Source organism: Actinoplanes sp. NPDC020271 (genome assembly GCF_044388125.1).
In the GTDB taxonomy this organism is placed as follows: domain Bacteria; phylum Actinomycetota; class Actinomycetes; order Mycobacteriales; family Micromonosporaceae; genus Actinoplanes.
In genome coordinates, this window is sequence record NZ_JBIRWQ010000041.1 from 14,601 (window position 1) to 40,088 (window position 25,488).

General features: G+C 70.6%; 22 protein-coding genes and 1 pseudogene. 7 read left to right on the forward strand and 16 right to left on the reverse strand.

Annotation, left to right across the window (positions count from 1 at the left end; all coding sequences use genetic code 11):
• Positions 1-272 precede the first annotated feature (272 nt).
• From ACH442_RS44525 to ACH442_RS44565, 9 genes are all read right to left on the reverse strand, one after another.
• Entirely contained in the window at positions 273-1,472 is a 1,200-nt protein-coding gene (locus tag ACH442_RS44525) for an ABC transporter permease (RefSeq protein ID WP_396344239.1), read from the reverse strand.
• Positions 1,469-2,176, reverse strand: a complete 708-nt coding sequence (locus ACH442_RS44530) for an ABC transporter ATP-binding protein (RefSeq protein ID WP_396344240.1) — start codon at positions 2,174-2,176, stop codon at positions 1,469-1,471. Before ACH442_RS44530 ends, ACH442_RS44525 begins: the two co-directional genes overlap by 4 nt.
• Positions 2,173-3,378 (reverse strand): efflux RND transporter periplasmic adaptor subunit, encoded by a 1,206-nt coding sequence (locus tag ACH442_RS44535; RefSeq protein WP_396344241.1) that lies wholly within the window; start codon positions 3,376-3,378, stop codon positions 2,173-2,175. The genes ACH442_RS44530 and ACH442_RS44535 overlap by 4 nt, the downstream gene beginning before the upstream one ends.
• 50 nt (positions 3,379-3,428) lie before the next feature.
• On the reverse strand, positions 3,429-3,896 hold the full coding sequence (locus ACH442_RS44540; protein WP_396344242.1) for a hypothetical protein: 468 nt from the start codon (positions 3,894-3,896) through the stop codon (positions 3,429-3,431).
• 64 nt (positions 3,897-3,960) lie between these two features.
• On the reverse strand, positions 3,961-4,986 hold the full coding sequence (locus tag ACH442_RS44545; protein WP_396344243.1) for a MupA/Atu3671 family FMN-dependent luciferase-like monooxygenase: 1,026 nt from the start codon (positions 4,984-4,986) through the stop codon (positions 3,961-3,963).
• Between the two features lie 264 nt (positions 4,987-5,250).
• Positions 5,251-5,448 carry a hypothetical protein gene (locus ACH442_RS44550; RefSeq protein ID WP_396344244.1) on the reverse strand — a complete coding sequence of 66 codons (198 nt, stop codon included), beginning with the start codon at positions 5,446-5,448 and terminating at the stop codon, positions 5,251-5,253.
• A 70-nt stretch (positions 5,449-5,518) separates the two neighbouring features.
• Positions 5,519-6,442, reverse strand: coding sequence for a PDR/VanB family oxidoreductase (locus tag ACH442_RS44555; protein WP_396344245.1), 924 nt, complete (start codon positions 6,440-6,442; stop codon positions 5,519-5,521).
• Positions 6,426-6,653 (reverse strand): hypothetical protein, encoded by a 228-nt coding sequence (locus tag ACH442_RS44560; protein ID WP_396344246.1) that lies wholly within the window; start codon positions 6,651-6,653, stop codon positions 6,426-6,428. Before ACH442_RS44560 ends, ACH442_RS44555 begins: the two co-directional genes overlap by 17 nt.
• Positions 6,650-7,681: a Rieske 2Fe-2S domain-containing protein gene (locus ACH442_RS44565; protein ID WP_396344247.1), complete on the reverse strand. Its 1,032-nt coding sequence runs from the start codon at positions 7,679-7,681 to the stop codon at positions 6,650-6,652. Before ACH442_RS44565 ends, ACH442_RS44560 begins: the two co-directional genes overlap by 4 nt.
• A gap of 67 nt (positions 7,682-7,748) precedes the next feature.
• On the opposite strand from ACH442_RS44565, the gene ACH442_RS44570 reads away from it, so the two are divergent.
• Positions 7,749-8,504 carry an IclR family transcriptional regulator gene (locus ACH442_RS44570; RefSeq protein WP_396344248.1) on the forward strand — a complete coding sequence of 252 codons (756 nt, stop codon included), beginning with the start codon at positions 7,749-7,751 and terminating at the stop codon, positions 8,502-8,504.
• 63 nt (positions 8,505-8,567) lie between these two features.
• Here ACH442_RS44570 and ACH442_RS44575 read toward each other — a convergent pair whose 3' ends face one another.
• Together ACH442_RS44575 and ACH442_RS44580 are read right to left on the reverse strand one after the other, a co-directional pair.
• Entirely contained in the window at positions 8,568-9,770 is a 1,203-nt protein-coding gene (locus tag ACH442_RS44575; protein ID WP_396344249.1) for a cellulose binding domain-containing protein, read from the reverse strand.
• 34 nt (positions 9,771-9,804) lie between these two features.
• Positions 9,805-10,830, reverse strand: coding sequence for a sialidase family protein (locus ACH442_RS44580; RefSeq protein WP_396344250.1), 1,026 nt, complete (start codon positions 10,828-10,830; stop codon positions 9,805-9,807).
• Between the two features lie 475 nt (positions 10,831-11,305).
• Between ACH442_RS44580 and ACH442_RS44585 the strand changes: the two genes are divergently transcribed.
• The 5 genes from ACH442_RS44585 (at position 11,306) to ACH442_RS44605 (ending at position 17,342) form a co-directional block, all read left to right on the forward strand.
• Positions 11,306-12,262 carry a PaaX family transcriptional regulator C-terminal domain-containing protein gene (locus ACH442_RS44585; RefSeq protein WP_396344251.1) on the forward strand — a complete coding sequence of 319 codons (957 nt, stop codon included), beginning with the start codon at positions 11,306-11,308 and terminating at the stop codon, positions 12,260-12,262.
• 1 nt (position 12,263) lies between these two features.
• Complete coding sequence (locus tag ACH442_RS44590) at positions 12,264-12,449, forward strand: hypothetical protein (protein WP_396344252.1); 186 nt, start codon at positions 12,264-12,266, stop codon at positions 12,447-12,449.
• Between the two features lie 569 nt (positions 12,450-13,018).
• The gene (locus tag ACH442_RS44595) at positions 13,019-14,461 is read left to right on the forward strand and encodes an arabinofuranosidase catalytic domain-containing protein (RefSeq protein WP_396344253.1); all 1,443 of its coding nucleotides are present in this window, start codon (positions 13,019-13,021) and stop codon (positions 14,459-14,461) included.
• Positions 14,462-14,610: 149 nt separating this feature from the next.
• Entirely contained in the window at positions 14,611-15,897 is a 1,287-nt protein-coding gene (locus ACH442_RS44600) for a cellulose binding domain-containing protein (RefSeq protein WP_396344255.1), read from the forward strand.
• Between the two features lie 35 nt (positions 15,898-15,932).
• Positions 15,933-17,342: an RICIN domain-containing protein gene (locus ACH442_RS44605; RefSeq protein WP_396344257.1), complete on the forward strand. Its 1,410-nt coding sequence runs from the start codon at positions 15,933-15,935 to the stop codon at positions 17,340-17,342.
• A gap of 228 nt (positions 17,343-17,570) precedes the next feature.
• Here the strand turns inward: ACH442_RS44605 and ACH442_RS44610 are convergent, their stop codons facing one another.
• Complete coding sequence (locus tag ACH442_RS44610) at positions 17,571-17,978, reverse strand: cupin domain-containing protein (RefSeq protein ID WP_396344258.1); 408 nt, start codon at positions 17,976-17,978, stop codon at positions 17,571-17,573.
• Between the two features lie 102 nt (positions 17,979-18,080).
• Between ACH442_RS44610 and ACH442_RS44615 the strand changes: the two genes are divergently transcribed.
• Positions 18,081-19,115 carry a helix-turn-helix domain-containing protein gene (locus tag ACH442_RS44615; protein WP_396344259.1) on the forward strand — a complete coding sequence of 345 codons (1,035 nt, stop codon included), beginning with the start codon at positions 18,081-18,083 and terminating at the stop codon, positions 19,113-19,115.
• A gap of 10 nt (positions 19,116-19,125) precedes the next feature.
• On the opposite strand, the gene ACH442_RS44620 is transcribed toward ACH442_RS44615, so the two are convergent.
• The 4 genes and pseudogenes from ACH442_RS44620 to ACH442_RS44635 form a co-directional block, all read right to left on the reverse strand.
• Positions 19,126-20,739 carry a carboxylesterase/lipase family protein gene (locus ACH442_RS44620; RefSeq protein WP_396344260.1) on the reverse strand — a complete coding sequence of 538 codons (1,614 nt, stop codon included), beginning with the start codon at positions 20,737-20,739 and terminating at the stop codon, positions 19,126-19,128.
• A gap of 109 nt (positions 20,740-20,848) precedes the next feature.
• Positions 20,849-23,947 (reverse strand): family 78 glycoside hydrolase catalytic domain, encoded by a 3,099-nt coding sequence (locus ACH442_RS44625; RefSeq protein WP_396344261.1) that lies wholly within the window; start codon positions 23,945-23,947, stop codon positions 20,849-20,851.
• The gene (locus tag ACH442_RS44630) at positions 23,944-25,194 is read right to left on the reverse strand and encodes an ABC transporter substrate-binding protein (RefSeq protein ID WP_396344262.1); all 1,251 of its coding nucleotides are present in this window, start codon (positions 25,192-25,194) and stop codon (positions 23,944-23,946) included. Before ACH442_RS44630 ends, ACH442_RS44625 begins: the two co-directional genes overlap by 4 nt.
• A gap of 25 nt (positions 25,195-25,219) precedes the next feature.
• Positions 25,220-25,453 (reverse strand): annotated as a pseudogene (locus ACH442_RS44635) (alpha-L-rhamnosidase C-terminal domain-containing protein); the annotation flags it as partial.
• Between the last annotated feature and the right edge of the window lie 35 nt (positions 25,454-25,488).

A 25,488-nucleotide genomic window follows, 5' to 3' on the forward strand; every position in this document is an offset into this window, starting at 1 on the left:
CAACGCACTCGAAGCAGTTCCACAATGGCGCGTAGGAAATGGCCGGGTCGCATCCCGTCCAACCGTTTGAAATGCCGGTTGGACACCAGTGCGGAATGGACGTCGCTCCAGCTCAAGGGGCAATTTGACAATTTCCGCCGGATCTCTGACAGCACTGTCGTCCAGGTGTCCAAGTGGTGGAGACGGACGGTTGGACGGCATACGAAAAAGGTGCCCCCGGCCCGCATGGCGAGCAACGGGGGCACCTTCCCGGACCGGCACGGGGAAACCGGTCAGATCGTGGCGAGCGCTTCCGACGGGGTGAGCCGGGCGGCACGCCGGGCGGGGTAGACACCAGCCACGGCGCCGATCAGGACGGAGGCGACGGCGCCACCGATGATCGCCTGGGCCGGCAGGGCGAGCGGCCAGCCCTTGACCGCCGCGAACACCATGCAGCCGACGAGCCCCAGCAGGACCCCGGCGGTCCCGCCCAGCGCCGACAGGGTGACCGACTCGGTGAGGAACTGCATCCGGATCTGTCCTCGGGTCGCACCCAGCGAACGACGCAGACCGATCTCCTGCCGACGTTCCAGCACCGAGATCACCATGATGTTGGCGACGCCGACACCGCCGGCGAGCAGGGCCACCGCGCCCAGCCCGAAGAAGAGCGCGTTGAACGCGTTGTTGGCGGCCGCCTCGGCTGTCAACGCGTCGGAGGGACGACTGACCTGCACCTCTTCGGGGTGTTCCGGGTTCACGGTCTCCCGGATGACGTTGCGTACCGACTGGACCGAGCCCTCGGTGGACCTCTCGTAGAGCGACGTCGCGTGGCCGTCGAAGCCCAGCTCGGTGGCGTACGACCAGCCGAGCAGGGCGGATCGCTCGATCTCCGGTGCCAGCGGCAGGCCGTTGGTGATCCCGACGACCAGCAGGTAGCGGCCCGCGATGTAGACGTGCGAGCCGGCCTGATCGATGCCGAGCCGCTTGGCGGCGACCGAACCGAGGACGACCGCCGGGTACTTGCTGGTGGCCGCGTTGAGGAAGACACCGGACTGCATGCTGCCGCTCAGCGACTCGAGCAGGTCGGTACGGGCGGCCTGCACCGCGATCCCGTTGGTGTTGGTCGGCTCGATGTGGTCGGTCCGGCGCACGGTCGCGTTCGTGACCGCGCCGACCGCGGACACCTTGGCGACACCGGGAATTCTGGTGACCATGCCCTCGGCGGTCTCGGGCAGAACGGCCGTCTGACCGGTCAGCGTGGCCCCGGCCGACACGGTCAGCATGTCGGTGCCCAGCTGTTTGATCTGCGCCATCAGCCCGGCCTTGCTGACCGTGCTCACACCGACCAGGCCCACCATCGCGGCGACCCCGATCGCGATGCCGATCGCCGAGAGCGCCGCGCGCATCGGCCGGCCACGAAGCCCGTCGAGCCCGACGTTGACCAGATCGGTCCCGCGGAGCCGGGCCGGATCAGGCAGAGGCACCTTGGTCATGCCGGAACCCCCACTGTCCTCGCGGCGGAATCGTGGTGGATGCGCCCGTCCCTGATCTCCAGCCGGCGCGGCAGGCTCTCCGCCACCTCGCGATCGTGGGTGATCACCACGATCGCGGTGTCGCCCCGGTTCAGCTCGTGCAGCAGCTCCAGCACGCCGGCCCCGGAGACCGAGTCCAGGTTGCCGGTCGGCTCGTCGGCGAGCACCAGGGGCGGGTCGCCGATCAGCGCACGGGCGATCGCCACCCGCTGCTTCTCCCCACCGGAGAGCTGGTGCGGCAGGTGGTCCAGGCGGTGCCCCAGGCCGACCCGCCGCAGCGCCACCTCGGCGCGGCGGCGGCGCTCCCGCGGCGGCACCGCGTGATAGAGCAGCCCGGTGGCCACGTTGCCCACCGCGGACAGGTGTGCGGTCAGGAAGAACTGCTGGAAGACGAACCCGATCCAGCGGGCCCGGATCGCGGCCAGCTGCCGGTCGGGCAGCCGCGCCACATCGTGCCCGCGCATCAGGACCTGGCCGGAGGTCGGCTTGTCCAGGGTGCCCATCAGCTGCAGCAGCGTCGACTTGCCGGATCCCGACGGGCCGACCACCGCCAGCAGTTCTCCCGCGGCGACCTCCAGCGAGACGTGCCGCAGCGCATGCACACCACCCGGGTACGTCTTCGTGACGTCACGAACCGCGAGGACCGGCGTCCCGTCGGCGCTCATGAGGGCGGCACCTGCACCTTCATGCCCTCGGACAGGTCACCGGTGACCTCGACGTTGTCCCCGTCGAAGATCCCCAGCTGCACCGCCACCGTACGCACCGTCCCGTTCGCATCGACGACGCGCACCGCATAATCCTTGTCGGTCGTGGCCAGCAACGCGTTGACCGGCACCGCCAGGACGTTCTCGCGCTCGCTGCTGGAGAAGCCGACGGTCACCGGAGCGCCGTCCAGCGTTTTCTCGCTGCTCTTCTTGTCCAGCGTGATCGTCACCAGCACGGTGGCGGTCTCCGTGCCCTGACCGGTCTGCGCCTGCGACCCGGACGCGCTGGTGGCGACCGTGCCCACGCCGGAGATCTTCCCGGCGACCTTCTTGCCGCCCGGCAGTTCGACCCGCACCTGTGCGCCCTCGCGCGCCACGGCCTGTGCCTCGTTGACCGGCACGTTGACGGAAACCACCTTGCGGGTGTCGCTGGCGGTGTAGAGCGTGCCGCCCGGCGAGCCGCCGAGCACCGCCTCCACCTTGGTCACCCGGATCGCGGCCGGCTGCACCACCGCGTCGTCCAGGCCCACCGTGCCGGTCTGTGCCCGGCCCTGGGCCTTCTGCCACTTTCTGACCGCCCGCGCGGTCGCCCAGGTGTACGTACGGTCCACGGTCACACCGTCGGCGTACCCCAGAGCCTTGAGGTTCTGCTCCAGCAGCAACACGTCGGAGCCGCTGGCGACACCCTGACTCAGGGTCCGCCACAGCGGCGCGGCACCGTAGAACAGCGGGATCGAGGTCCCGTCCACCCGGTAGGCCCGGTCACCGCGCTCGATCACGTCACCCACCTTGGGTAGCCAGGTCAGCCGTCCCGAGCCGCCGCCGAGCACCCGGAGGCTCTCGCCGTACCCCAGCGTGCCGTCGATGTCGAGGGTCTTGGTCAGGTTGGTCCGCACGACCGATGCCGTCGGCAGGCTGGAGTTGCTGGTCGTCGCCGGACTCTCGTTCTGCTGGGCTGCATACCAGCCCGCGCCCGCGCCGATGACCAGCACCGCTGCACCGCCCAGGAGGACCCCTCGCCGTCGGCCACGCCGCGGCGACGCGGCCGACCCGGCCTCAGGCTCGCCGGTCGGCGGGCCGGTCTCCGGCGGGCCCGTCTCCGGCGGCGGTGTGTCCGGCGCCCGCCCGTCGTCCCGCGCGGGAAAGGTGTCGGCATCCAGCATGTCAGCCTCCGGCCGGTGGAAGGAAAGGACAGAACACGATCGACTCGCCGCTACTTCGCCACCGCGGGAACCTGCTGGTTGCAGGTCGTATACGCGTCGACCAGCTGCTGCTGGGTGTAGGTGACGCCCTCCTCGAGGGTCACGGTCAGCTCACCCGCCGCCGGGTCCTTGGCCTTGATGCCCTCGGCCCGCAGGCAAGCCGCCAGCTTCAGGACCCGGTCCTCCTGGGCGGGGTCGATCTTTCCCTGCTTGTTCGTCGCGGGCTCCAGCCGCGCGCACGCCGACCGGGCGGCCAGCGCCTTCGGATCGGTCGTGCTCACCGTGACCAGGCCGCCGGGCGGCTCGGCCTCGCCCGGGATCGGGATGTTGATCCCGTACTGCTGCATGCACTTGGCGTACTGCGTCATCTTCTCGGTGTCCTCGGCGGACGGACCGGAACCGCCGTCGCTGCAGGCGCTCAGAGCGAAAGTCGCGACGACGGCCAGCGCGACGCTGCCAAAGAGAATCGGCTTCTTCATGACCCCAGCATCGGCAGAGCGAGGTTCCCTGAGGGTTAACGTTTGCGCGCCGATCGGCGCCGGATCAGTCCTGTGCGAGGTCACGCACCTTCGTCAGCCAGGGCAGCGCGCCGAGGATCGTCTCGTCGGCGACGCCGAAGTCGATGAGGCAGGCGATCTCGTCCACACCGGCCGCGCGAAGATCACGCGCGAAGGTCACACAGCGGTCCCAGGAGCCGAACAGAGCGGAGGTACGGAAGTAGCGCTCGAAGGCGAACGCGACCAGCTTGTCACGCGGCCCGGCACCGAGGTCCGCCCACTTGGTGCGCCAGAGGTCGATCGAGGACTCCAAGTACCGCAGGAACGGCTCCCGGATGATCGCGCGCACGGCGTCGTCGGACTCCCCCACGAAGGTGTGCAGCATGACCGTGACGACGCCGGTCGCCGGATCCAGGCCCGCCGACGCCCGCGCCTCCCGGTACGCCCGGATCCGCGGCTCGAGGTCCTCGACCCGCTGGAACAGCAGCGCGGTCAGCACGTTCATCCCGCGCGCGCCGGCGTCGGCGAAATTCTGCGGGTTGGACGCGCAGGTCAGCCACAGCCGGAGCTCCGGCTGAACCGGCCGGGGATAGGTCATGACCTCGGCCTGCGCCCCCGCGCCGTTGCGTCGTGTCACCTTCTTGCCGGCCCACAGGTCGCGCAGCGTCTCGGCGCCGTCGAGGGTGCGTTCGCGCCGGTCGGCGAACCCGTCCGGTGCGAGCACGAAGTCGTTGGGATTCCAGCCCGTCGCGCAGGCGATGTCGACCCGGCCGCCGGACAGGTTGTCGACGAACGACCAGTCCTCCACCACTGTCAGCGGGTCGTGCAGGGGCAGGACCACACTCCCGGCCCGCAGCCGGATCCGGTTCGTGACCGCGGCGAGCGCCGCGGCCGCGAGCGCCGGGTTCGGGAAGGCTCCGCCGAACGGGTGGAAATGCCGTTCGGGCACCCACAGGGCCGTGAAGCCGTTGTCGTCGGCGAACTGTGCCGAGCGACGCAGCAGCTCGTACTCGCTGGGTGGGTCGGTGGCCTCGCGATTGGCGAAGTAGAGCAGGCTGAAATCGAGTGGCATGTGCGGCAACCCCCGTCGATGGAGTGCGGTGCCGGACGGCCGCCCCGCGCGTCGGCCCGGCCGACGCGTCGCCGGGAAGCGGCAAGGCCGTGAGAGGCCTTCGGCCGAGGATGCTAGGGACACCCGGACAGGGTGGCAAGCAAGCACCAACCGTCCGGCTGCCTCGACCAGGCCGGTGGTCTCGCCGGCCTCGGCGTGCTCACGCAGGTCGCCATCGGTGTCGACGCCGGGACGCGGGATGGCGCCGGCATCCGGCTGGGGTGTTTACACCACCAGGGCCGGCCGGCGCGAACCGAGCTCGACGCCGGTCTCGGCGACCGCGCTCGCCGAGCCGGCCCGGCCGGGGCGGGTGTTCGCGACGATCAGGCCGGTGGGCATCGTGTACACCGGGGCCGGGCCAAGAGCGAAGATGACGCTTCCGGTCACGACGACCGCCAGGTTGCTGATCGGGCCGAGGATCACCGCGACGAAACCGCGCAGCCGGTGATCGCGGTCAGCGGGTCGCGCTGGGTGGCGCGCTTCGGCGCGATCGTCACAGGTCGAGCACGAGGCGGTGGCCGGGGGCGGCCCGGGAGACGCAGATGAACATGGTGTCGCCGGTCGCTCGCTCGTCCTCGGTCAGCAGGACGTCGCGATGGTCGACGGCACCGTCGAGAACGGTCGTCTCGCAGGTGCCACACGTGCCCTCCCGGCACGACGACAGGACCTGGACACCGGCCGCTTCGAGCACGTCGAGAATTGATCGATCCGCGGGCACGGTCAGTGTCCGGCCGCTGTTCCTGAGATCAACGTCGAATTCCCGATGGGGTACGGACGCAGCCGCCGACTGCGGCGCGAAGCGCTCGACGTACACGGTTGCCCGGCGCTGCTCGACCGCGCGCAACAGGCTCTCCGGGCCGCAGCAGTAGACCAGGGTGTCCAGATCGACGTCGCTGAGCAGGGCATCCAGGTCCATCAGGCCGTGCGTGTCCTCCGGGTGGAGCGCGACTCTATCGCCGTACGCGCTCATCAGCTCTTGATCGAATGGCATCGACCCACGGGTCCGGCCGGCATAGTGCAACTGCCAATCCGCCCCCGCCGCGGTCGCCTCGGCGAGCATCGGCAGGATCGGGGTGATCCCGATGCCGCCGGCCAGGAACAGGTATCGGGTTGCCGGGCGCAGCGGGAAACGGTTGCGCGGCGGGCTCACCTCGACCTGATCGTTCTCGGACAGTACGTCGTGGACGTGCCGGGATCCGCCGCGGCTCCCGGGCTCCCGGCGCACCGCGATCCGCCAGACCGAGCGGTCGCCGGGATCGCCGCACAGTGAGTACTGCCGGATCAGGCCCTCGCCGAGCATCAGGTCGATGTGCGCGCCGGGCGTCCAGGCGTCGAGGTCCCGGCCGTCCGGGTGGCGCAGTTCGAGGGCCACGACCCCGTCGGCGATCGCGGTCCGGCGGCTAACGAGCAACAGCACGCGGTGCCTCCCGGACCAGGTGCGCCGGCGGGCGCGGCAGCGGCGTGGCCGGCGGCCGGGCGGGCCCCGCGGCCGGATGGTCGGGGTGGGCCTGCAGCCAGTCCCAGAGCGCGACCGGGTCGTCCGACTCGGCCTCGGCGCGGCAGTGGCAGCGGCCGTGCAGCCGGTCCGAGCCCGGCATCCAGTCCACCCGCAGCATCCTCTCGCTCATCGCTGCGCCAGCTTGGCGATCATGCGGCGCGCGGCCAGGCCGCCGGTGTCGATGTTGATCGACAGCTCCTGGTAGCCGTCCGGCTCGCCGGCGATCACGCTCTCCAGGGTGTCGAGGGCGGCGACGTCCTGCAGCACCACGGTCCGGTTGCTCTCCGCGAGGAAGTCGCTCACTTTCTGGTCGTCGAGGGCGAAGTCGCGGGCCACGGCCCAGAAGTCGTGCGTGCTGCTCTCGGTCTCCGGGGTGATCGCGTAGACCACCTCGACGTGGAACGCGTCGGGGTCGGTGCCGTCCTCGCGCGGCAGCACGCCGGCCGGAGCGATCCGGCTGTGCAGCTTGTACAGGCACGGCGGGGTGTACTCGATGTCCTGCCAGCGGGTGATCCTGCCGGTGATGCCGGTGGACTCGGCGTAGAACGGCGGGCACGCGGCGTCGGCCATCCGCCGCGACACGTAGACGATGCCGGCCTCCTCGTCGACGCTCGTGCTGATCGGCGTCTCGGCCACCTCGGGCGTGCCGATGTAGCCGCCGTGCAGGTAGGTCTCGTGCGACAGGTCCATCAGGTTGTCGATCAGCAGGCCGGCCCGGGCGGCGAGCGGTTCCATCCCGGAGACCGCGGTCCAGCCCTCGAGGTCCAGCCACGGCGCGCGCGGGATCGGGACGTCGCCGGCCAGCGCGGGGTCGCCGATGAACACCCAGACGAACGAGTCCTGCTCGATCACCGGGTAGGTGCGCAGCCGCGCGGTCCGCGGCACCCGCGCCTGGCCGGGCACCGCCACGCAGACGCCGTCCGCGCCGTAGGTGAAGCCGTGATAGCCGCACACCACGGTGTCGCCGACCAGATGGCTCGGCTTCTCGGAGAGCGGGAACCGGCGGTGCACGCACCGGTCCGACATCGCGGTCACCGCGCCGGCCTCGGTGCGCCAGAACAGGATCGACTCGCCGCAGACGGTCCGGGAGAACTGCTCGCGCCCGACCTCGCGGCCGTAGGCGGCCACATACCACTGGTGCTGAATGAACGACGTCATCGCTGGATTGTGTGACCGGCGTCGCATTCTGCCATCGGGCCTTTCCGTAATACGGAAGACTCCGGGGATGCCTCCTCAGCGCCCGGCCACCGGGCCGGTGCTCGGCCGCGCCTTACGGATCTTCGAGGCGTTCGGGCCGCAGCACACCTCGCTGACCCTCACCGACCTGGCCCGGCGGGCCGGGCTGCCACTGTCGACAGTGCATCGGCTGGCCGCCGAGCTGCTCGCCTGGGGCGCGCTGGAACGCGACGCGGCGGGCCGCTACAACGTCGGGTTGCGGCTGTGGGAGGTCGCCGCGCTGGCGCCGCGCGGGCAGGGGCTGCGCGAACGAGCGCTGCCCTACCTGGAGGACCTGTCCCAGGTCACTCACGAGAATGTGCAGCTGGCCGTGCGCGAGGGCAGCGAGCTGGTGTTCGTCGAGCGGATCGCCGGCAGCCGGGCCGTTCCGGTCCACACCCGGGTCGGCGGTCGGTTCGCGCTGTCCGCGACGGGCGTCGGCCTTGTCCTGCTGGCGCACGCCCCGGCGGAGGTCCAGCGGGAGATCCTGGGGTCGGCGATCGAGCGGTTCACCGCGCACACGATCACCGACCCCAAGATCTTGATCAAAACCCTTGCCGACGTACGGACGAACGGGTTCGCCGTCAGCGACCGGCAGGTCACCGAGGACGCCCTGTCGGTCGCGGCCCCGGTCCGCGACCGGCACAACACGGTGATCGCCGCGGTCTCCCTGGTCGTGCGCCACGGCACGTTCTCCCCGCACGCGCTGGCCCCGCTGGTCCGCTCCAGCGCCCGCGCCATCTCCCGCGCCCTGGCCTCCGGCTGACCGGCCCATCGTGCCGCGGCAGTCCCGTCGCCGGAGTCCCGGCCCGGCCCGCAGGCGTCCTCGTCAACCTCCCGCCGAGCAGGTGACGCTTGCTCCGCCGCCTGTTCCGGTGCCCTGGAATCCGAAGCCGGCGGCCTGGCCCGGGGCCAGTTGGCCGTTGTACGACTGGTTCGCCATCGTGACCGTCCCCGTCGTACCGGTGTTGACGGCGTTCCAGACCGAAGTGATCGTGGCTCCGCCGGGCAGAGCGAGGGTGACCCGCCAGCCGTTGAGCGCGGTGCTTCCCGCGGTGACCACGACGCCGGCGACGAATCCCCCGTTCCACTGGTTCTGCACCGTATAGGCCGCTGTGCAGCCAGGGTTGCCGGACGGCGAGGAGGAGGGTGAGGGAGACGGCGAGGAGGACGGTGAGGGAGACGGTGAGGACGGCGTGCCGTCGCCGAGCGTCAGGTTCTTCTGCTGAACCTGCCATTGGCTGTGGCACAGGCCGCAGTCGGAGCCGACGAAGTTGGCGCCGGCGGTGAGGTCGCCCTTCAACCGCCACTTGAGATACAACACCGCGACCCGGCCGAACTCGCCGCCGTTGGTCTGGTCGTAGGTGCCGCCGTGCCCGACGTTCAGGTTGCCCATGAAGGCGGGCAGCGCGGACGGCAGCTTGCCCCAGTCGTCCATGGCGTTCGGGTAGGCGATGTCGCTGGGCCCGCCGATGAAGTAGGCGATCGGCTTGGTCAGCCGCCTGAGCTGGTAGTCGTCGCCGTCGTTCAGCAACCCGCTGCTGAAGATCAGCGTGGTGGTGACCCGCGAGTCGCCGGAGACGGCGTACGCCTCCAGGCCTCCGCACGACCAGCCACCGACCGCGACCTTGCTGGTGTCCAGCCGGCCGTAGTACTTGCTGCCCGGCCGGGCGTTCTCGGCGACGGCCCAGTCGATGGACTGGGTGAGCATCGAGGACGTGGTGGATCCGGAGCCGTTCGGCGCTCCGCTGGCGATGACCAGGAAGCCGTACGAGGAGATCTCCCGCAGGAAGTTGATCTGCCCGGTGCCGTTGGCCGCGCAACCTCCGTTGCCCCACACGAAGACGGGCAGGCGCTCGGACGGCAGGGCCGAAGGCCGGTAGACGGTGTGATTGACCAGACTCGACGAGGTCTCGTAGTCGGCGGGGTACGGCCCGGAACCACCGGCTGCCGCATCGGCCGGTGACGCCCCGACGGTGAACACCGCAGCGGCCGAGACGATGACGGCTGCCAGTCCGGTACCGAACTTCATCCTTGTTCTCATGTGATCCTTCCGCTCGAACGGGTCAGGTCAGGGGGACCACGCCGGCCTGAATCGGGCCGTTCTCGGCGTAATACGGGCCGGTGACGATGAACAGGAGACCGGGTCGCCGGGAGGAATCCGAACCGTCGAGCGGGATGGTCTGCCGGCTGTAGCCTCCAGGAACCGCCGAGGACACCCGAGTCCACTTGCCCGGATCGCCCCGGTGACGATTGACGAAAAGGTCCTGGTCGCTGTTCGCCGTCACCACGATCGTCCCGTGCGGACCACCGGCGTCCGACCACGACACGGCCGGCGCGGCTGACGGGACGTAGCCGTCCTGGTCGCGCAGCACGATGTCCCGGGCCGGGCCGAACGACTCCGGATCCGCCGCCAGCTTGTAATGGACGGCGTAGAAGTTGTCGCCGGAGTTGCCGCCCGCCTCGTGGGTCAGGATCCACAGGCGCTCGTGTATCCGCGCGACGGTCGTCATGCCGGGACGCTGGGCGTAATCGGTACCCACGGCGGCGTCGACGACCGGCCCCCAGGTACGCAGATTCCGGCTGCTCTGGTGGGCCAGTTTCTGCCCGTGCCGGGGATCGCGCTGATCGGAGTAGTAGCAGATGAGCCGATCGTTGTGCAGCAACAGGAACGGCTCCCAGACCGGCGTGTTGCCGTTCTCCGGAATCGGCGCGCCGCCCTCCGCGACCGTGCTCAGGAAGGTCCACGTGACACCGCGGTCGCGGCTCGCGTACAGCTGAATCCTCGTGCTGGTGAAGTCCCCGAGCGCATTGCCGGCGCACAGCAGCGTGCCCCGGGGGAAGCCGGCGAAGGCGCGCGGCAGTTCGTACAGGAACGGCTGCAGCCACACGCCCGGCGCGTCGCCGGTGCTCGGCACATTGCTCAGCGGGTGCCAGGTGTGGCCGTCGTCGTCGCTGCGGTGGACGGGGAACCCCGGCGCCCCGAACTGCTGGAAGGTCGCCAGCCAGGACCGGGAGTTCCCGAGCCGTACGGCTCGCGCGTACGCCGCCCCGGATCCCGGATCGGCGACCACCACCGGTCCGAACGGCATCACACCATGCGGTTTTCCCGGACCGGCCGGCATCGCCAGCACCGGATCCGGCACGCCCAGGGTCAGCCCGGCCAGCGCGACGGCCCCGGTGCGCAGAAACGTCCGACGCGACCGGGGAGTGACGTGGTCGCCTGCGCTTCCCCTCGGCTCGGGCACCGGCGCGGCACTCGGCCGCGGTTCATGAGGATCGTGCACGCTTTGCCTCCCGGTGGACGTTCCGGACCGCCTGTGGTGAACGGGAAAACCCGGTCGAGCGATGGCGCGCCGACCGGTGAGCACTGCGCCACCACGGTTCCGACAGCGCGAGACCATCCATATGTGTCAATCATGTTGCATGTGGGGCACGCTACTGTCAATCGATGCTCTCGCCCGGCACGGCGAGTGCGCCGGCATCCCGGGCGGAGTTCATACTCTTGATCGGCGTCGCGTCGACCACGCGCCGCCGTCACCGCCCGCTCGACGCCGGAGCAGCCAAGTGGTCAGCCCGTACGACATCGAGGAGATCTTTCCCAACGACCCGGTGAGCGTGCGCCTGCCGCGCCGGCAGCCCGGCAGCACCGCGCAGAGTCTGGCCGTGACGCTCGTCGCCGACTACACCCTGCGCACCCGGGCCTGGCTGCCGTCGGCGTCCGTCGTCGCCCTGCTGGAGGAAGCGGGGATCGGCAACGGCGCCGCCCGGACCGCCATCAGCCGGCTGTCCCGGAGCCGGATCCTGGAGAGTGCCCGGGACGGCCGCTACAGCTCCTATCGCCTCACGACGGCCGCCGCCACCGACCTGAGCGCGGGCGGCGCCTGGATAGCCCGATTCGGCACCCGCACGGAGCCCTGGGACGGCTACTGGACCCTGGTGTCCTTCTCCTTCCCCCAGGACGAGCGTGGCCGGCGACGAGTCCTCCGCGGGGAACTGAGATGGCTGGGGTTCGCACCCTTGTACGACGCGCTCTGGGTCTCTCCCGACGCACCGAACCCCGTCGTCAAACAACGGCTGACGACCACCAGCACGGGCACCATGACCATGTTCCGGGCGCGCCAGGTGGACCTCGCTCCCCCGGCCGGCCGTAACCCGATCGACGCCTGGGACCTCGCGGCGATCGCGACCCGCTACGACACCTTCATCCGCCATTGGGAGCCCCGGCTACCCCATATCCTCGCCGGACAGGTCTCCGGCGCCGCCGCCGTGCACGCCCGCACCGAGGTCATGGATGCCTATCGGCGGTTCCCCCTCATCGATCCGGAACTGCCGATCGAGCTGATGCCGGCCGACTGGCCGCGAGCGCGGGCCCGGAAGGTGTTCGTCACCGTCTACGACGGGCTCGCCGCACCCGCCCAGGACCACGTGCGGGCCCTGGTGACCCGGTTCAGCGACGCGCCTTGCGATGAGATCCGAGCCCACAGCACGGCGGAGATGGCCGATGCCGGAGAAGCCTCATGAGGTGGCATCGTCGAGGGGTCCCGCCACCACCGGCGGCACCGAGGACCCGGTGGTGTGGCGGCCGTTGGCCGATTCGCCGCCGGTGCGGCGCACGCGGGCGGTCTGGTCGGCCGACTCCCGCCGCCGCGACGTGGCGACGCTGATCGCCCACCTCGTCCCGGCCCGGCCCGGTGACGGGCCAGGATGAGGGCGAGGTCGGGGGTCTCCCGACCAGGTTGCCGAGCAGGCGACGCAGGGCCTGTCCGGCCGGGCTGGTCGCGGTGATCAGCGCGGTCGCGACGGTGGACCTCGCCGAGCCGGGTGGTCACCGGAAGGCCGCGCCCCGGCGAGCGATCACACCGGCCGTTTGTTATCGCTCTCGTGCGGCTCACGGCACCCGGCCTCCGGCCGGCCTACTCCGAGATCGCGTTCGCCGACACCGGGTTCGGTGTTCGCCGGGGTAGCCGCAGTAGCCGCACCCTGCGAGCTCCCGGTACCCGTCATCCCATGAACGAGTGATCAGCTCACCTTGTCGTTCGCGAATAGGGCGGGTTGGCGCCAGCTGAAGACATAGACATATGTCGTTTGACGTATGACGTTGTGAACGTTAACTTCACCGACACATGGCGGCCGCTGCCGGCTGCCGGTGCGGCAGCCGTTCCACCGCGGCAGGCCGGCGCTTGACGGCCGGGCCAACGCCTCCACCGGCTCACCGGCCGCGGCGCCGTGCGCAAACCCCGTCCGCCGGGACTCGTCCGGTCCCGCAAGGAGGTCCTCATGAGAATTCGGTGGGTGGTGGCAGCCGCCACCGCGTCGGTCCTGGCCACCGGTGGAATCGTCACCGCGACCGCCGCGCACGCCGCGGCCGGATGCCACGTCGACTACACGATCAGCTCCCAGTGGCCCGGCGGTTTCGGGGCCGGCGTGAGCGTCAGCAATCTGGGCGATCCGGTCGACGGCTGGCGGCTGTCCTGGACGTTCGGAGCCGGGCAGACCGTGACGCAGCTGTGGAACGGCAGCTACACACAATCCGGCGCTGCGGTGACAGTCACCAACGCGGCCTACAACGCCGGCCTCCCGACCGGCGGGAGCGTGAGTTTCGGGTTCAACGGCGCCTGGAACAACAGCAGCAACCCGATCCCGGCCGCGTTCACCCTCAACGGCGTCGCCTGCACCGGCACCGTGTCCCCGTCGCCGAGCACGACGACGCCGAGCAGCGACCCGTCGAGCACACCGCCGCCCGCACCACAGTCATGTGACATCTACGCCGCCGGCGGCACGCCGTGCATCGGGGCGCACAGCACCACCCGGGCGCTGTTCGGGGCGTACAACGGGCCGCTGTACCAGGTACAGCGCGCGTCGGACAAGGCGTACACCAATGTCGGGCTGTTGTCCGCCGGCGGGGTGGCGAACGCGGCCACGCAGGACTCGTTCTGCGCGAACACCACGTGCATCATCACCAAGATCTACGACCAGACCGCCAACCACAACGACCTGCCGATCTCGTGGGGCGGCTTCTGGAAGGGCTCCGGTCCCAACGGCGCCGACGTGGGCGCGGACGCCAAGGCCCTGCCGATCACCGTCGGCGGCCACAAGGCGTACGGCGTGAAGGTGACGCCGGGCGTCGGTTACCGGGTCGACAATGCCAAGAACGCGCCGACCGGCTCCCAGCCGGAGGGCATCTACATGATCACGTCGTCGAACTACGTGAACCAGTGGTGCTGCTTCGACTACGGCAGCGGCGAGAACTCGCACACCGACACCGGTAACGCCACGATGAACGCCATCGAGTGGGGCACCGCCTGCTGGTTCGCGGACTGGGGGAACCCGAAAAGCCCCTGCGTCGGCACCGGCCCGTGGGTCGAGGCCGACCTGGAGAACGGCATGTACCACACCAACACCGGCTCCAACAAAGACCCGAACAACTCCGGCGTGCACTTCCCCTTCGTCTCGGCCTGGGAGAAGAACAACGGCACGTCCAACTTCACCCTCAAGTACGGCAACGCGACCAGCGGCGGGCTGACCACGCCGTACTCGGGTGCGCTGCCCCGGGGTTACTCGCCGATGAAGTTGGAGAGCTCACTGCTGCTGGGCACCGGCGGCGACAACAGCCACAGCGGCCAGGGCGAGTTCTTCGAGGGCGCCATCACCGCCGGCTTCCCCACCGACGCCACCGAGAACGCGGTGCAGGCCGGCGTCGTGGCCGCCGCCTACCACTGAGGTAGCGCACCCCTGGTCCCCGACCGGCCACGGACCTGGCCGGACCACGCGGGCGGCGATCACCGTCGTCGCCGCCCGCGGGTTCGTCGTCGCCGCTCCGGCCGGGTCGCCCCCGGCAACCGGACATCCCCGATCCCCTGGAGTCCCCCATGCCCCGATCCTCCGCCGGCCGGCTCGTCGCCTGCCTCGTGATCGCCGTGCTGGCCGTCGCGGTGACCGTCACCGCGATCCTGACCCCCCGGTCCGCGTACGCCGCCGACAACCCCTATCAGCGCGGACCCGACCCGACCGTGGCGAGCGTGGCCGCCACCCGCGGCACCTTCGCCACCGCCGCGCTGACCGTGCCGGCCGGCAACGGATTCGGCGGGGGATACATCTACTACCCGACCGACACCAGCCACGGCACCTGGGGCGCGGTGGCGATCGTGCCCGGCTACTCGGCGTTGTTCGCCGACGAGGAAGCGTGGATGGGGCCGTGGCTGGCCTCGTTCGGATTCGTGGTCATCGGCGTCGAGACCGTCACCCGCTCGGACGGCGCCGACGCCCGCGCCGGCCAGCTGCTGGCCGCGCTGGACTACCTGACGCAGCGCAGCGCCGTCCGGGACCGGGTCGATGCCACCCGGCTGGCGGTGATGGGCCACTCGGCCGGTGGGGCCGGAACGATCCTCGCCGCCGAGCAACGTCCTTCGCTGAAGGCCGCCGTCGGGCTCGCACCGGGCACGCCGGGCAGCCTCAGCATGGCCACCGACCGGGTACCCACGATGGTCATCGGTGGGCAGACCGACCCGACCGTGACCCCGGCCTACCTGAACAACCTGTACGCCGGCCTGCCCGCGACGACACCCGGCGACTTCGTGCAGCTCACCGGCGCCGACCACCTGTTCTTCACCCGGGCGAACAACACGGAGATGAAAGTCCTGATCCCGTGGCTGAAGATCTTCCTGGACAACGACACCCGGTACACCCCGTTCCTGTGCCCGTCGCCGGCCGACCCGAGCGGCATCTCGCTGTACCGCAGCAAGTGCCCCTACCTGCCGCCCGGCACGACATCCCCGTCGCCGTCCTCGCCGGCACCGTCCTCCCCGTCACCGTCCTCGCCGGCACCGTCCTCCCCGTCACCGTCCGTGAGCCCGTCCACCCCGGCCGCCGGATGCACGGCCGGTTACCGGACGGTCGGCTCGTGGCCAGGTGGATTCCAGGGTGAGGTCACCGTCACCGCGAACAGCACGGCTATCAGCGGGTGGACCGTGGGCTGGACGCTCGGCAGCGGCCAGGCCGTCACCCAGGTGTGGAACGGCACGCTGACCACGAGCGGCTCGGCGGTGACCGTCCGCAACGCCTCGTACAGCGGTTCGGTGCCGGCCGGCGGCTCGGTGACCTTCGGGTTCCTCGCCACCGGCACCCCGTCCGTCCCGGCACTCACCTGCGCCGGCTGACCACCCGAACTCGCGGATCCGCAGGGAGGAATCGAATGCGAAGGATATTGCTCGCGGCACTGCTCGGGCTCGCCGGAACCGTGGCGGTCCAGGAACCGGCGCGTGCCGACACCATGCAGTTCCACGGAGTCAACTGGGCCGACCAGCGGGACAACTTCGTCAACGGGGTGCTCTACGTGTCCGGCCTCGGTTCGGGTGACACGTACGCCTCCGCGTCCGTCGTCGCCGACCGCGTGGTCGGCCAGCTGTACGCGATCACGGGCGCCGACACCGTCCGCATGCCGATCAACGAGCCGACCGTCGCGTCGTACTGGAACACCTACACCGGCGCTGTCGACCAGGCGCTCGGCAAGGGCAAGGTGATCCTGGCGTACTGGGCCGCCGCGAACGGCCGGCCGGCCGACGCCGGCGCCTACGACCGTATGTGGGACACCGTCGTCTCCCGCTACGCCGGCAACAGCAACGCCTACTTCGAGGTCATCAACGAGCCGTACGGGTATGCCACGACGGACCTGAACAACTTCTACAACTCCTGGCTGGCCCGGCACCCCGACGTGCCCCGCGGCCGGGTGATCCTGGACGGCGCCGGGCTCGCCCAGAACGTCGCCGCGGTCGGCCAGGACAGCCGGTTGAACTCGACCCTGCTCGCCGTCCACGACTACTCGTTCTTCGCCGGGTACGAGGACGAGACGTCGTGGGCGAACCACATCGCGAGTTCCATCGGCGGGTACGCCTCGCGGACGGTGGCCACCGAGTGGGGCGGCCCGATGAGTCCCGGCAGCAAGAACGGCGTCTCCTACGGCAGCATCGACTACAACGTCCCGAGCGGCTCGTTCTTCGCCGACTACATCCGCGGGGTCAGCAGCAAGCTGCGCGAGCTCGGCGTCGGTGGGGTCTACTGGCCCGGCCTGCGCGACGGTGACTGGTACAGCCTGACCCAGCGCACCGGCAGCGGTGCCGACATCAACCTGACGCTGACCAACGCGTCCGGGCTGAACCGGCTGCGCTACTCGTGGGGCATCGGCACCGGTGGCACCACCACGGTCCGCATCGTGAACGCCGCCACCGGCCGGTACGCCGACGGACTGGGCCGCACCACGGCCGGTACCGACCTCGCCCAGGGGACCGACGGCACGAGCCCGGACCAGCAATGGGTGGTCGAGAACTCCGGAACCTACGTCCGGATCAGGAACGTGCACACCGGCCTCTACTTCGACGGCATGGGCCGCGCCGGCAACGGCAGCGCAGCCGGGCAGTACAGCGGCTCGACCAGCGCCAACCAGCAGTGGAGCGTAATCACCGACGCGAACAACGTGCGGCTGCGCAACCGGGCCACCGGGCTGTACCTGGACGGGATGGGGCGGACGGCGAACGGTGCGAGCGCCGGTCAGTACGGCGACTCCACGAGCGCGAACCAGCGCTGGCGCATCGTCGCCGCGGGATGAGGTGAAGCTGACCACGTCGCAACCGAAGCAACTCGCGCCACTTCCCCCACCCGGCAGAACGTCGGCCTGACAGCGGCCACCTCCGATGTCCGGAATGGCACATGCGGGTGGCACGCATGGTGATGGCCCTTCAGGAGGAGAAGACGGTGTCAACGGCGGTGGTGGCGCGCCCGGCCGCCGTGAACGCGGCGACGGCGGCGATCGCCCGCTGTTTCGGGGCGAGGCCGCTCACTGCTGGTTCGCCTTCTCGTACAGCTCGTCGGCGACGGGTTCGAGCCAGGTGGTCGGGTCGCCGCCGTCGGGTTTCGCCTCCAGCATCGCCAGGTGGCTCATGAAGGTGTCCGCGGCGGCGCCGTGCCAGTGCTGCTCGTCCGGCGGGCAGACCACGGTCTCACCGGCGTGGATCCGCAGCACCGCGCCGTCGCGGGTGCCGACCAGGCCGACGCCTTCGGTCACGTGCAGGGTCTGGCCGACGGCGTGCGCATGCCAGTTGGTGCGGGCGCCCGGGGTGAAACGGACCAGCGCGACCGTCATCCGGGACGGGCCGGTCCCGCTGTGGATCGGAGTCATGTACACGTCGCCGGTGAACGCCTGAGCCGGTGTCTTGATCGTGGGTCGTACGGGCAGAAGTTCCATGCCCCTCAGGAAACCCGCCGGGAAATGCAGGTGGGAGGGTTTGCCATGACAGGTGATGACAGGGCCCCTCTCCCCCGCGATCGCGGCCGTAGCGTGGTCGGCATGGACACGCACGACGAGGCACGCGAGTTCCTGGCGTCACGGCGCGCCAAGATCACCCCTGAGCAGGCCGGGCTGCCGTCCTTCGGCGGCACCCGCCGCGTCGCCGGGCTGCGCCGCGCCGAGGTCGCCATGCTCGCCGGGGTCAGTCCCGACTACTACACCCGGCTGGAACGCGGCAACCTGTCCGGCGTCTCCGACAGCGTGCTGGACGCCATCGCCGGGGCCCTGCGGCTCGACGAGGCCGAGCGCTCCCACCTGTACGACCTGGCCCGCGCGGCGAACACCACGCCCCGGGCCCGGCGCCGGCCGGCCACACCGCAGATCCGGGCCGGGGTGCGCAGCCTGCTCGACGCGATGACCGACGCGCCGGCCTTCGTCCGCAACGGCCGCCTCGACATCCTGGTCGCCAACCCGCTCGGCGCGGCGCTCTACTCCCCCGCGTTCGCGAGCGCCGCCCGGCCGGTGAACCTGGCCCGGTTCTGCTTCCTCGACCCGGCCGCCGACGCCTTCTACCCCGACTGGGGCGGCGCGGCCGAGACCACCGTCGCGCTGCTGCGCACGGAAGCCGGCCGAGACCCGTACAACAAAGAGCTCAGCGACCTGATCGGTGAGCTCGCCACCCGCAGCGACGACTTCCGCACCCGCTGGGCAGCACACAATGTCCGCCTGCACCACACCGGCGTCAAACAATTCCAGCACCCCGCGGTCGGCCGGCTCGACCTCGCCTTCGAAGCCATGCCGCTGCCGGCCGACCCCGGCCTGACGCTGACCGCCTACAGCGCCGAGGCCGGCACCCCCGCCCACGACGCTCTGCGGCTGCTGGCCAGCTGGGCCGCGACCACCGTTGTTCAGCCCTGGTCGGAGCACACCAGCCATGCCGCGGGACATCAGCATCGCGGGTCAACTTGCCGAGGCCGGGGAGGTCGAGCCCGGCTCGATGACGCCTACCGGGCCGAGTACGGCCGGTCGTCGCACACGCAGGCAATGACCCCGCCGCCGGCTGCGGCCGCCACGCTGCGCGTCGACCCGGCGTGAAAGTGCCCGGTCAGGACCGGTTCTGCCAGAAGAGCCGCTCCTCCCGGCCTGGGTCGTTCACGATCCTGCAGCGTGCGTCGATCCACATCGTGGCGCGCTTCGCCGGCGTGTAGGCCGGCCAGTTCGGCAGATGCGGTGCGGCCGGGTGACCGTGGCGGGCGAAGCCGGCCCACAGTGCGCTCATGTTGCGGGAGGTCGCGAACTGGCCCGGCCGTGCGGGGTCCGGCTCGGTGTTGGCGAACTTGAGCGGGATGTCCGAGGCGTGCGGCGATCCGAGCGGAAAATCAGTTCCCGGTACGACGGTCGGGTTCTGATACGCGAGCTGGTACATGAACACCGGGGCCCGGTGCTGCGCCGCCTTCGCTTCGGCGATCGTGATGGCGTCGCGCCAGATCGGTGACGTGGTGATCGCGAAGTACAGCTGCGCGGGAGTCGCGTCGGGCCGCGAGTGCCGGAAAGTCGCGATGATCCGGTCCAGTTCGGCGCCCCGGTAGGTCTTGCCGAGTTCGCGGCGCAGGCCGGCGTCGTCGATGCGGAAGATGTCCGGTGGCCCGAAGAGGCTGAAGAACACGGTCTCGTCGCGGCAGGTGCCGACCATCAGCGGTTTGCCGGCCGACCACGGCGGGGCACCGTCGGCGAACGGGTGCCGCGGGATGATCCGGCCGTCGACGAAAGCGCCGAAGCCGGGCAGCGGGTCGGGGTCACCCCACGGCGCGACCCCGTTCGCGGCTTCGGACACCTGGATCTCCAGGAGCCGGGCGGCCGGAATGTCGTACAGCCGGGGGATGTCTTCGATCGTCAGGCCGAGCAGGTCGAGGGTGCGCCGGGCGCGGGCGGTGGCGCCGTCACGGGTCGGGAAACGCAGCGGCGCGGCGCTCTCGATCGAGGCTTTGTGGAACAGCCGCTCGGCGGACGGCATGGTGTAGACGGCGGCGGTCTTCGCGCCGCCGCCGCTCTCGCCCCAGACCATGATGTCGTCCGGGTCGCCGCCGAAGTGTTCGATGTTCTCCGCGGTCCAGCGCAGGGCGGCGAGGATGTCGAGCATGCCCTGGTTGGCGGCGTAGTCGTCGTGGGCGAGGTCGCCCAGGAACAGGTAGCCGAGCAGGCCCAGGCGGTGGTTGGACTCGACCACCACCACGTCGTAGAGCTGGGCCAGGTGGGTGCCGTCCTGACCGGTGGCCGAGCCGGAGCCGATCATGTAGCCGCCGCCGTGGTTGTAGAACATCACCGGCCGCCGCCGGCGGTCCGCGGCCGGGGTCCAGATGTTGAGGTAGAGGCAGTCCTCCGACGGTGCCGGCATCCGGCCGTTGCCGGCCGGGCCCATCTCGCCGCCGGCGACCTGGAAGGCCGGGTTCGGGAAGTCCACGGTGTCGCGCACGCCGTGCCACGGCCGCGGCGGCTGCGGGGCTTTGAAGCGCAGCCGGCCCAGCGGCGGCCTGGCGTACGGGACGCCGAGGAACTTGACGATGCCGTCCTCGCGGCGGCCGCGGACCCGGCCGTACCGGGTTGCCGCCTCGTCCCTGCCGGTGTGGCCGTGTGCCGGTGCCGCGAGCGGCATGCTCATCGCGGTGGCCACCGACAGCGAGCCGCCGATCAGCGTCCTGCGGGTCACGCGGTCGTTCATGATCAGACCTCCTGGTCAGGCGAGTGCATCGGGCTGCATTCGCGGCGTCAACGGACGGGAGTCGAGCAGGGCCGGCCTCCGCCAGGGGCTGCGGAGGCCGGGCCGGATCTCATCGGGTGGTGAAGGTGTAGGTGCCGGACGGCACCCGGTAGACGGCGTAGCCCTCCTGGCTGCGCCGATACGCGGCCCGGTGCGGGGCGCCGGTGACCCGGCCGCCCAGCGTCGGCACCCACACCTCGGCGCCGGTGTTCGGCGGGACGGTGACGGTCAGCCGCAGCCGGTCGCCGTCCCGTCTCCATTCCGAGCGGGCGGTGCCCTGCGGGGTCACGTAGTGGCCCTTGACGAACGTGAGGTCACCGACCACCTTCGGCTGGAACACCAGCTCGCGGTACGCGGTGGTGCCGTCGGCGGCGCGGATACCGGCCAGCCCGGCGTGGAACCACTCCTCGATCTGGGCGAGGATCATGTGGTTCTTCGAGTCGCCGCGGTTCCACCGCTCCCCGATGGTCGTCATACCGCCCGGGTTGGCGACGGTGGACTCCATGAAGTAGCCATAACCGGGCTGCTCGTCGCGCTGGATCAGCTCCCACAGCACGTCGTCCCGCCCACCGGCCGACAGCGCCCGCACAGTCGGTGCCATGCCGATCGTGCCACCGCTGAGGTGCGGCCCCTCGCCGGCCGGGTGGAACGTCCGGACGAGCTCCACCAGGGCGTCGAGGACCGCCTGCCGCTCCGAGTCGGGAACCAGCCCCGCGTCGAGCGCCAGCGCCTGCGCCGTCTGCGAAGCCGTGCCGTCAGCGGCGACGTAGCGCCGCCGGGCCGGGTCGTAGAAGGCGGTGTTGAACGCCGTCCTGATGTCGCCGGCCAGCGCCTCGTACCGGAGCGCGTCAGCCTGATGTCCGATCAGCCGGGCCAGCTCGGCCAGCTCGGCGATCATCGAGTAGTAGCCCCAGGTGCCGGTGATCTTTCCGGAGACCGGCTCGGCCGACACCCAGTCGGCCAGGGCCGCGTCGACGATGTTGCCCACCGCCTTCTGCCGGGCGATGTAGTCGGCGAAACGCACCATCGGCTCGTAGTGGCGGGCCGCCGTGTCGACATCGCCGTACAACCGCCGCAGGAAGCCGGGCACCAGGATGATCGCGTCACCCCAGTTGATCTCGTCGCCGAAGCGCCCGGTGTAGCCCCAGTCGTAGACCGGGGTCTTGAGCGCCACGTTGCCGAACATCGGGGTGTCGGCGAGTGACTGCCCTTCGACCAGGTGCCGCTGCTGGGTGTGCAGGAACGCGGCCACGTCGAAGTTGCGGTGGATCGAGCCCATCGGCATCGTGTAGTCCGCCGGATAGGACAGCTTCTCCCGCCCGGGGCAGTCGGTGAACACCGATTGGATGTTGGCGGCGAACGAGTACCAGGCCATCTTGTGGATCCGGTTGACCCGGGCGTTCGAGGTGGTCACCGCCCCGGCGAGCGGGGTGCCGGCCTGCACCCGCAGCCCGGTGATGGTGTCCTTGGCCGGCACGTAGTCCGCGGGCAGGCCCGTGACCTGCACCCACTGCATGCCGAAGTAGTTGAAGTCCGGCCGCCAGGTCTCGCCGCCGCGCAGCCCCGCGGTGGTGTAGGTGTTGAACAGGTCGGCGCCGCGGCTGCCGCCGCCACCCATCAGCGACGCCTGATCCACCGTGGCGTCGGCCGTCAGGGACTCGGCCGGTGACATGCGGATCGTGACACCGGCCGGCAGGCCCCTCACCCGTAGCTGCGGGAAGCCGACGATGTTCTGCCCGAAGTCGAACACCCAAGTGCCGGGCTTCGGGTTGGTCACCGCGACCGGGGTGAACCGGTCCACGATCTCGACCGGTGGCGCGGTGCGCCCGACCAGTCTCGTGGCCAGGTTCGGCGGCGGGGCGATCCCGGCGGCGATCCATCCGGTGGCCGTGCCGTCACGCCGCTTCGCGTCCGCCGACAGATCCGAGCCGGGCAGGTCCCAGCCGGGCTGCTCGCGGCGCGCGTCATGGTCGGAGCCGGCGTACCAGGCGTCGGTGACCAGCGGGCCGAGCGCGGTGCGCCACCGGCGGTCCGAGACGATCACCGTCTCCCGGCCGTCGGCGTACGTGATCTCGAGGCATGCGATGAACCGGGGTGTGACGGCCGCTCCGGCGCTGGCGTCGCCGGCCGCGATGTTGTTACCCGAGCCGGTGACCGCCGCTCCGCTCGTGTGCGGCTTCGACAGGCCGGGTGTGAAGGTGATGCTGTCGGTGCCGATCGCCGTGATCACGCGGGACTCGAGGTTGTCGCCGCCGTCACCGGTGTCGACGTTGATGGTGCCACCGACGTGATAGCCGCTGACGCTGCTGAGCGTGACGGTCGTGGACCCGGCGTCGGCGCTCGCGGCGAGCGTGCCGTTGCCTTTGAGCTGGCTCTGCCACCACGAGTACGGCGAGGTCCGCCCGACTGCCGGGTTGGTGACGGTGCGCCGGACGTAGGCGGGGCCGTTCCCGAGGCGTACGCCGATCGTGTTCTTGCCCTTGTGCAGTTGATCGGTGACGTCGTAGACCCGGTACTCGGCGGAGAGCTGGTAGTTGGCGTAACCGGGTGCCAGCACCTCGTCGGTCAGGCAGTGGCCGTTGACGGCCGGCACATGCATGCCGACGCCGGCGAGGTAGAGCCGGGCCCGCGTGATCTTGCGGCGTGCGTCGGTGGTGAACTGCCGGGCGAAGATCGGCATCGGCTGGGTCTCGGCGCGACCCGGGTATTCGATCCAGCGGGCGGCGCCCCAGTCCTCGGGGCGCAGCAGGCCGATCTCCCAGGTCGAGGCGCGGCTCCAGCCGGTGGGGCGGTGGTCGGCGTCCCAGGCGCGAACCTGCCAGCTGAGCCGCTGCCGGGAGGTGAGCGGCTGGCCGTCGTAGCGGATCCCGGACTGGAGGGCGGAGTTCACCGTGCCGGAGTCCCAGAGCAGCCGGTTGCGGCCGGCGTCGAAGACCCGGACCTGGTAGGCGGTCTGCCGGTCCGCGGCCGGTGCCGTAGTTGCGGCGAACCGCCAGCTCAGCAGCGGGGCCGGGTCGTCGAGACCGAGCGGCTGGTCGGAGCGACCGTCGACGCGCAGGCCGACCACCCGTGGGCCGGGACCATGGCCGGTGGCTTCGGCCGGGGCGGCGGTCAGCAGGGTTGCGGAGGGCACGGCGACGGACAGTCCGAGTGCGGTGCGCCGTTTCATGCGCCGGCCTTGTAGTCGGTGTCCATGTCCTTGAGCACGTCAGCGGGTTTCGCCTGGCCGCTGAAGACTTCCTGCAGACCGCTGAGCATGGTCTGCTGCACCTTGGCGTTGGGCCAGAGCTGGTCCATGAACGGCACGGTGCGGTTGTCCTTGACGAACGTGGTGAGGTCGGCCAGACCCGGGTCGACCGCGGTGCCGGCGTCCGGAAGGGTGGGCAGGCTGCCCTGTGCCTCGGTGAAGATCTTCATGCCCTCCGGGGACATGACGAAGGTGATGAACTTCAGTGCGAGGTCCTTGTTCTTGGCCTTGGCGTTGATGCCGTAACCGGCGCCGGCCGCCGCGGGCATGATGAACTGAGCCGGGTCGTCGGTGGCGGGCAGCGTCCTCATGGTGAACGTGCCGGCCGGGTTCTTCTTCTTGAGCAGTCCGATGATCCAGTTGCCCTGGATGATGCCCAGCGTCCTGCCGGTCGCGGCGAGGGTCTGGCTGGCCTCGTAGCTGGTGCCGAGGGGGTTCTTCTGGAAGCAGCCGGCCGTGTTCATCTGCTGGTACTTGTCCATCGCGGTGGTCCACGGCGACCCGGTGAAGGTGGCCTGCCCGGCGGCCATCTTGGTGTCGAAGTCCTTGTCGGCGCCGTAGACGTCGGTGGCGACCAGGGCGTACAGGGCGATCTGGGTGACCCAGTTGTCCTGGATACCCAGGGCGAACGCGGGGGTGCCCTTACCGGCCGCGGCCTGGCAGAAGCTCAGAAGGTCGGTCCAGGTCCCCGGGGCTCTCAGCCCGGACTTGGTCAGTGCCTCGTCGTTGTAGACCGCGCCGATGCCGTTGAGGCCGAACACGGCGTTGTAGGTCTTGCCCTCGTATCGGGCCACCTTTTTGAACGCGTCCGGCAGCTTGCTCGCCCAGGGCTGGTCGGACAGGTCGAGCAGGTAGCCGGGTTTGGCGATGACGTACGTGGCCCCGGGGTTGCCGTTGCCGGGCCACACGGTCATCACGTCGGGGGCGGTGCCGGAGGCCAGCTGGGTGCGGATCTGCTGCTGGTACTGGTCGGCGCCGCTGGTGCTGAGGTTGACGGTGATGCCGGGGTTGGCGGCCTTGAACGCGTCGACGACCTTCTCGATGGAGCCCTGGTCGACCGAGGCGATGGTGAGGGTCTTGTCGCCGCCACTGCCGGAGCCGGCTCTGGTGCCGCCGGAGCAGGCGGTGAGAAGGGATGCTGCCGCTATCACGGCAAGGATTTTCTTCATGATCTTCTCCTGCGTGGGAGATGTCTCAGACAGGGGTGGTGAAGGTGTCTCGGCCGGACGTCAGCCGCAGGGTGATCCCGGTGGCGGACGGCTCGGCCCGGCAAACCCCCGGCGTTTCGGCAGCGTGCACACTGCCGGGTTCGCTGGTGGGGATCAGGAGGATGGCGGTGCTGCCCGGCGGCACCGTGGCGGTCACGGTGAGCCGGTCGTCTTCGACGGACCAGCCGCAGGCCACCAGGCCGCGGGCGGTCTCCTGCTCGGCGCGGGCGCTGCACGGTCCGCAGGTCGTAGAGG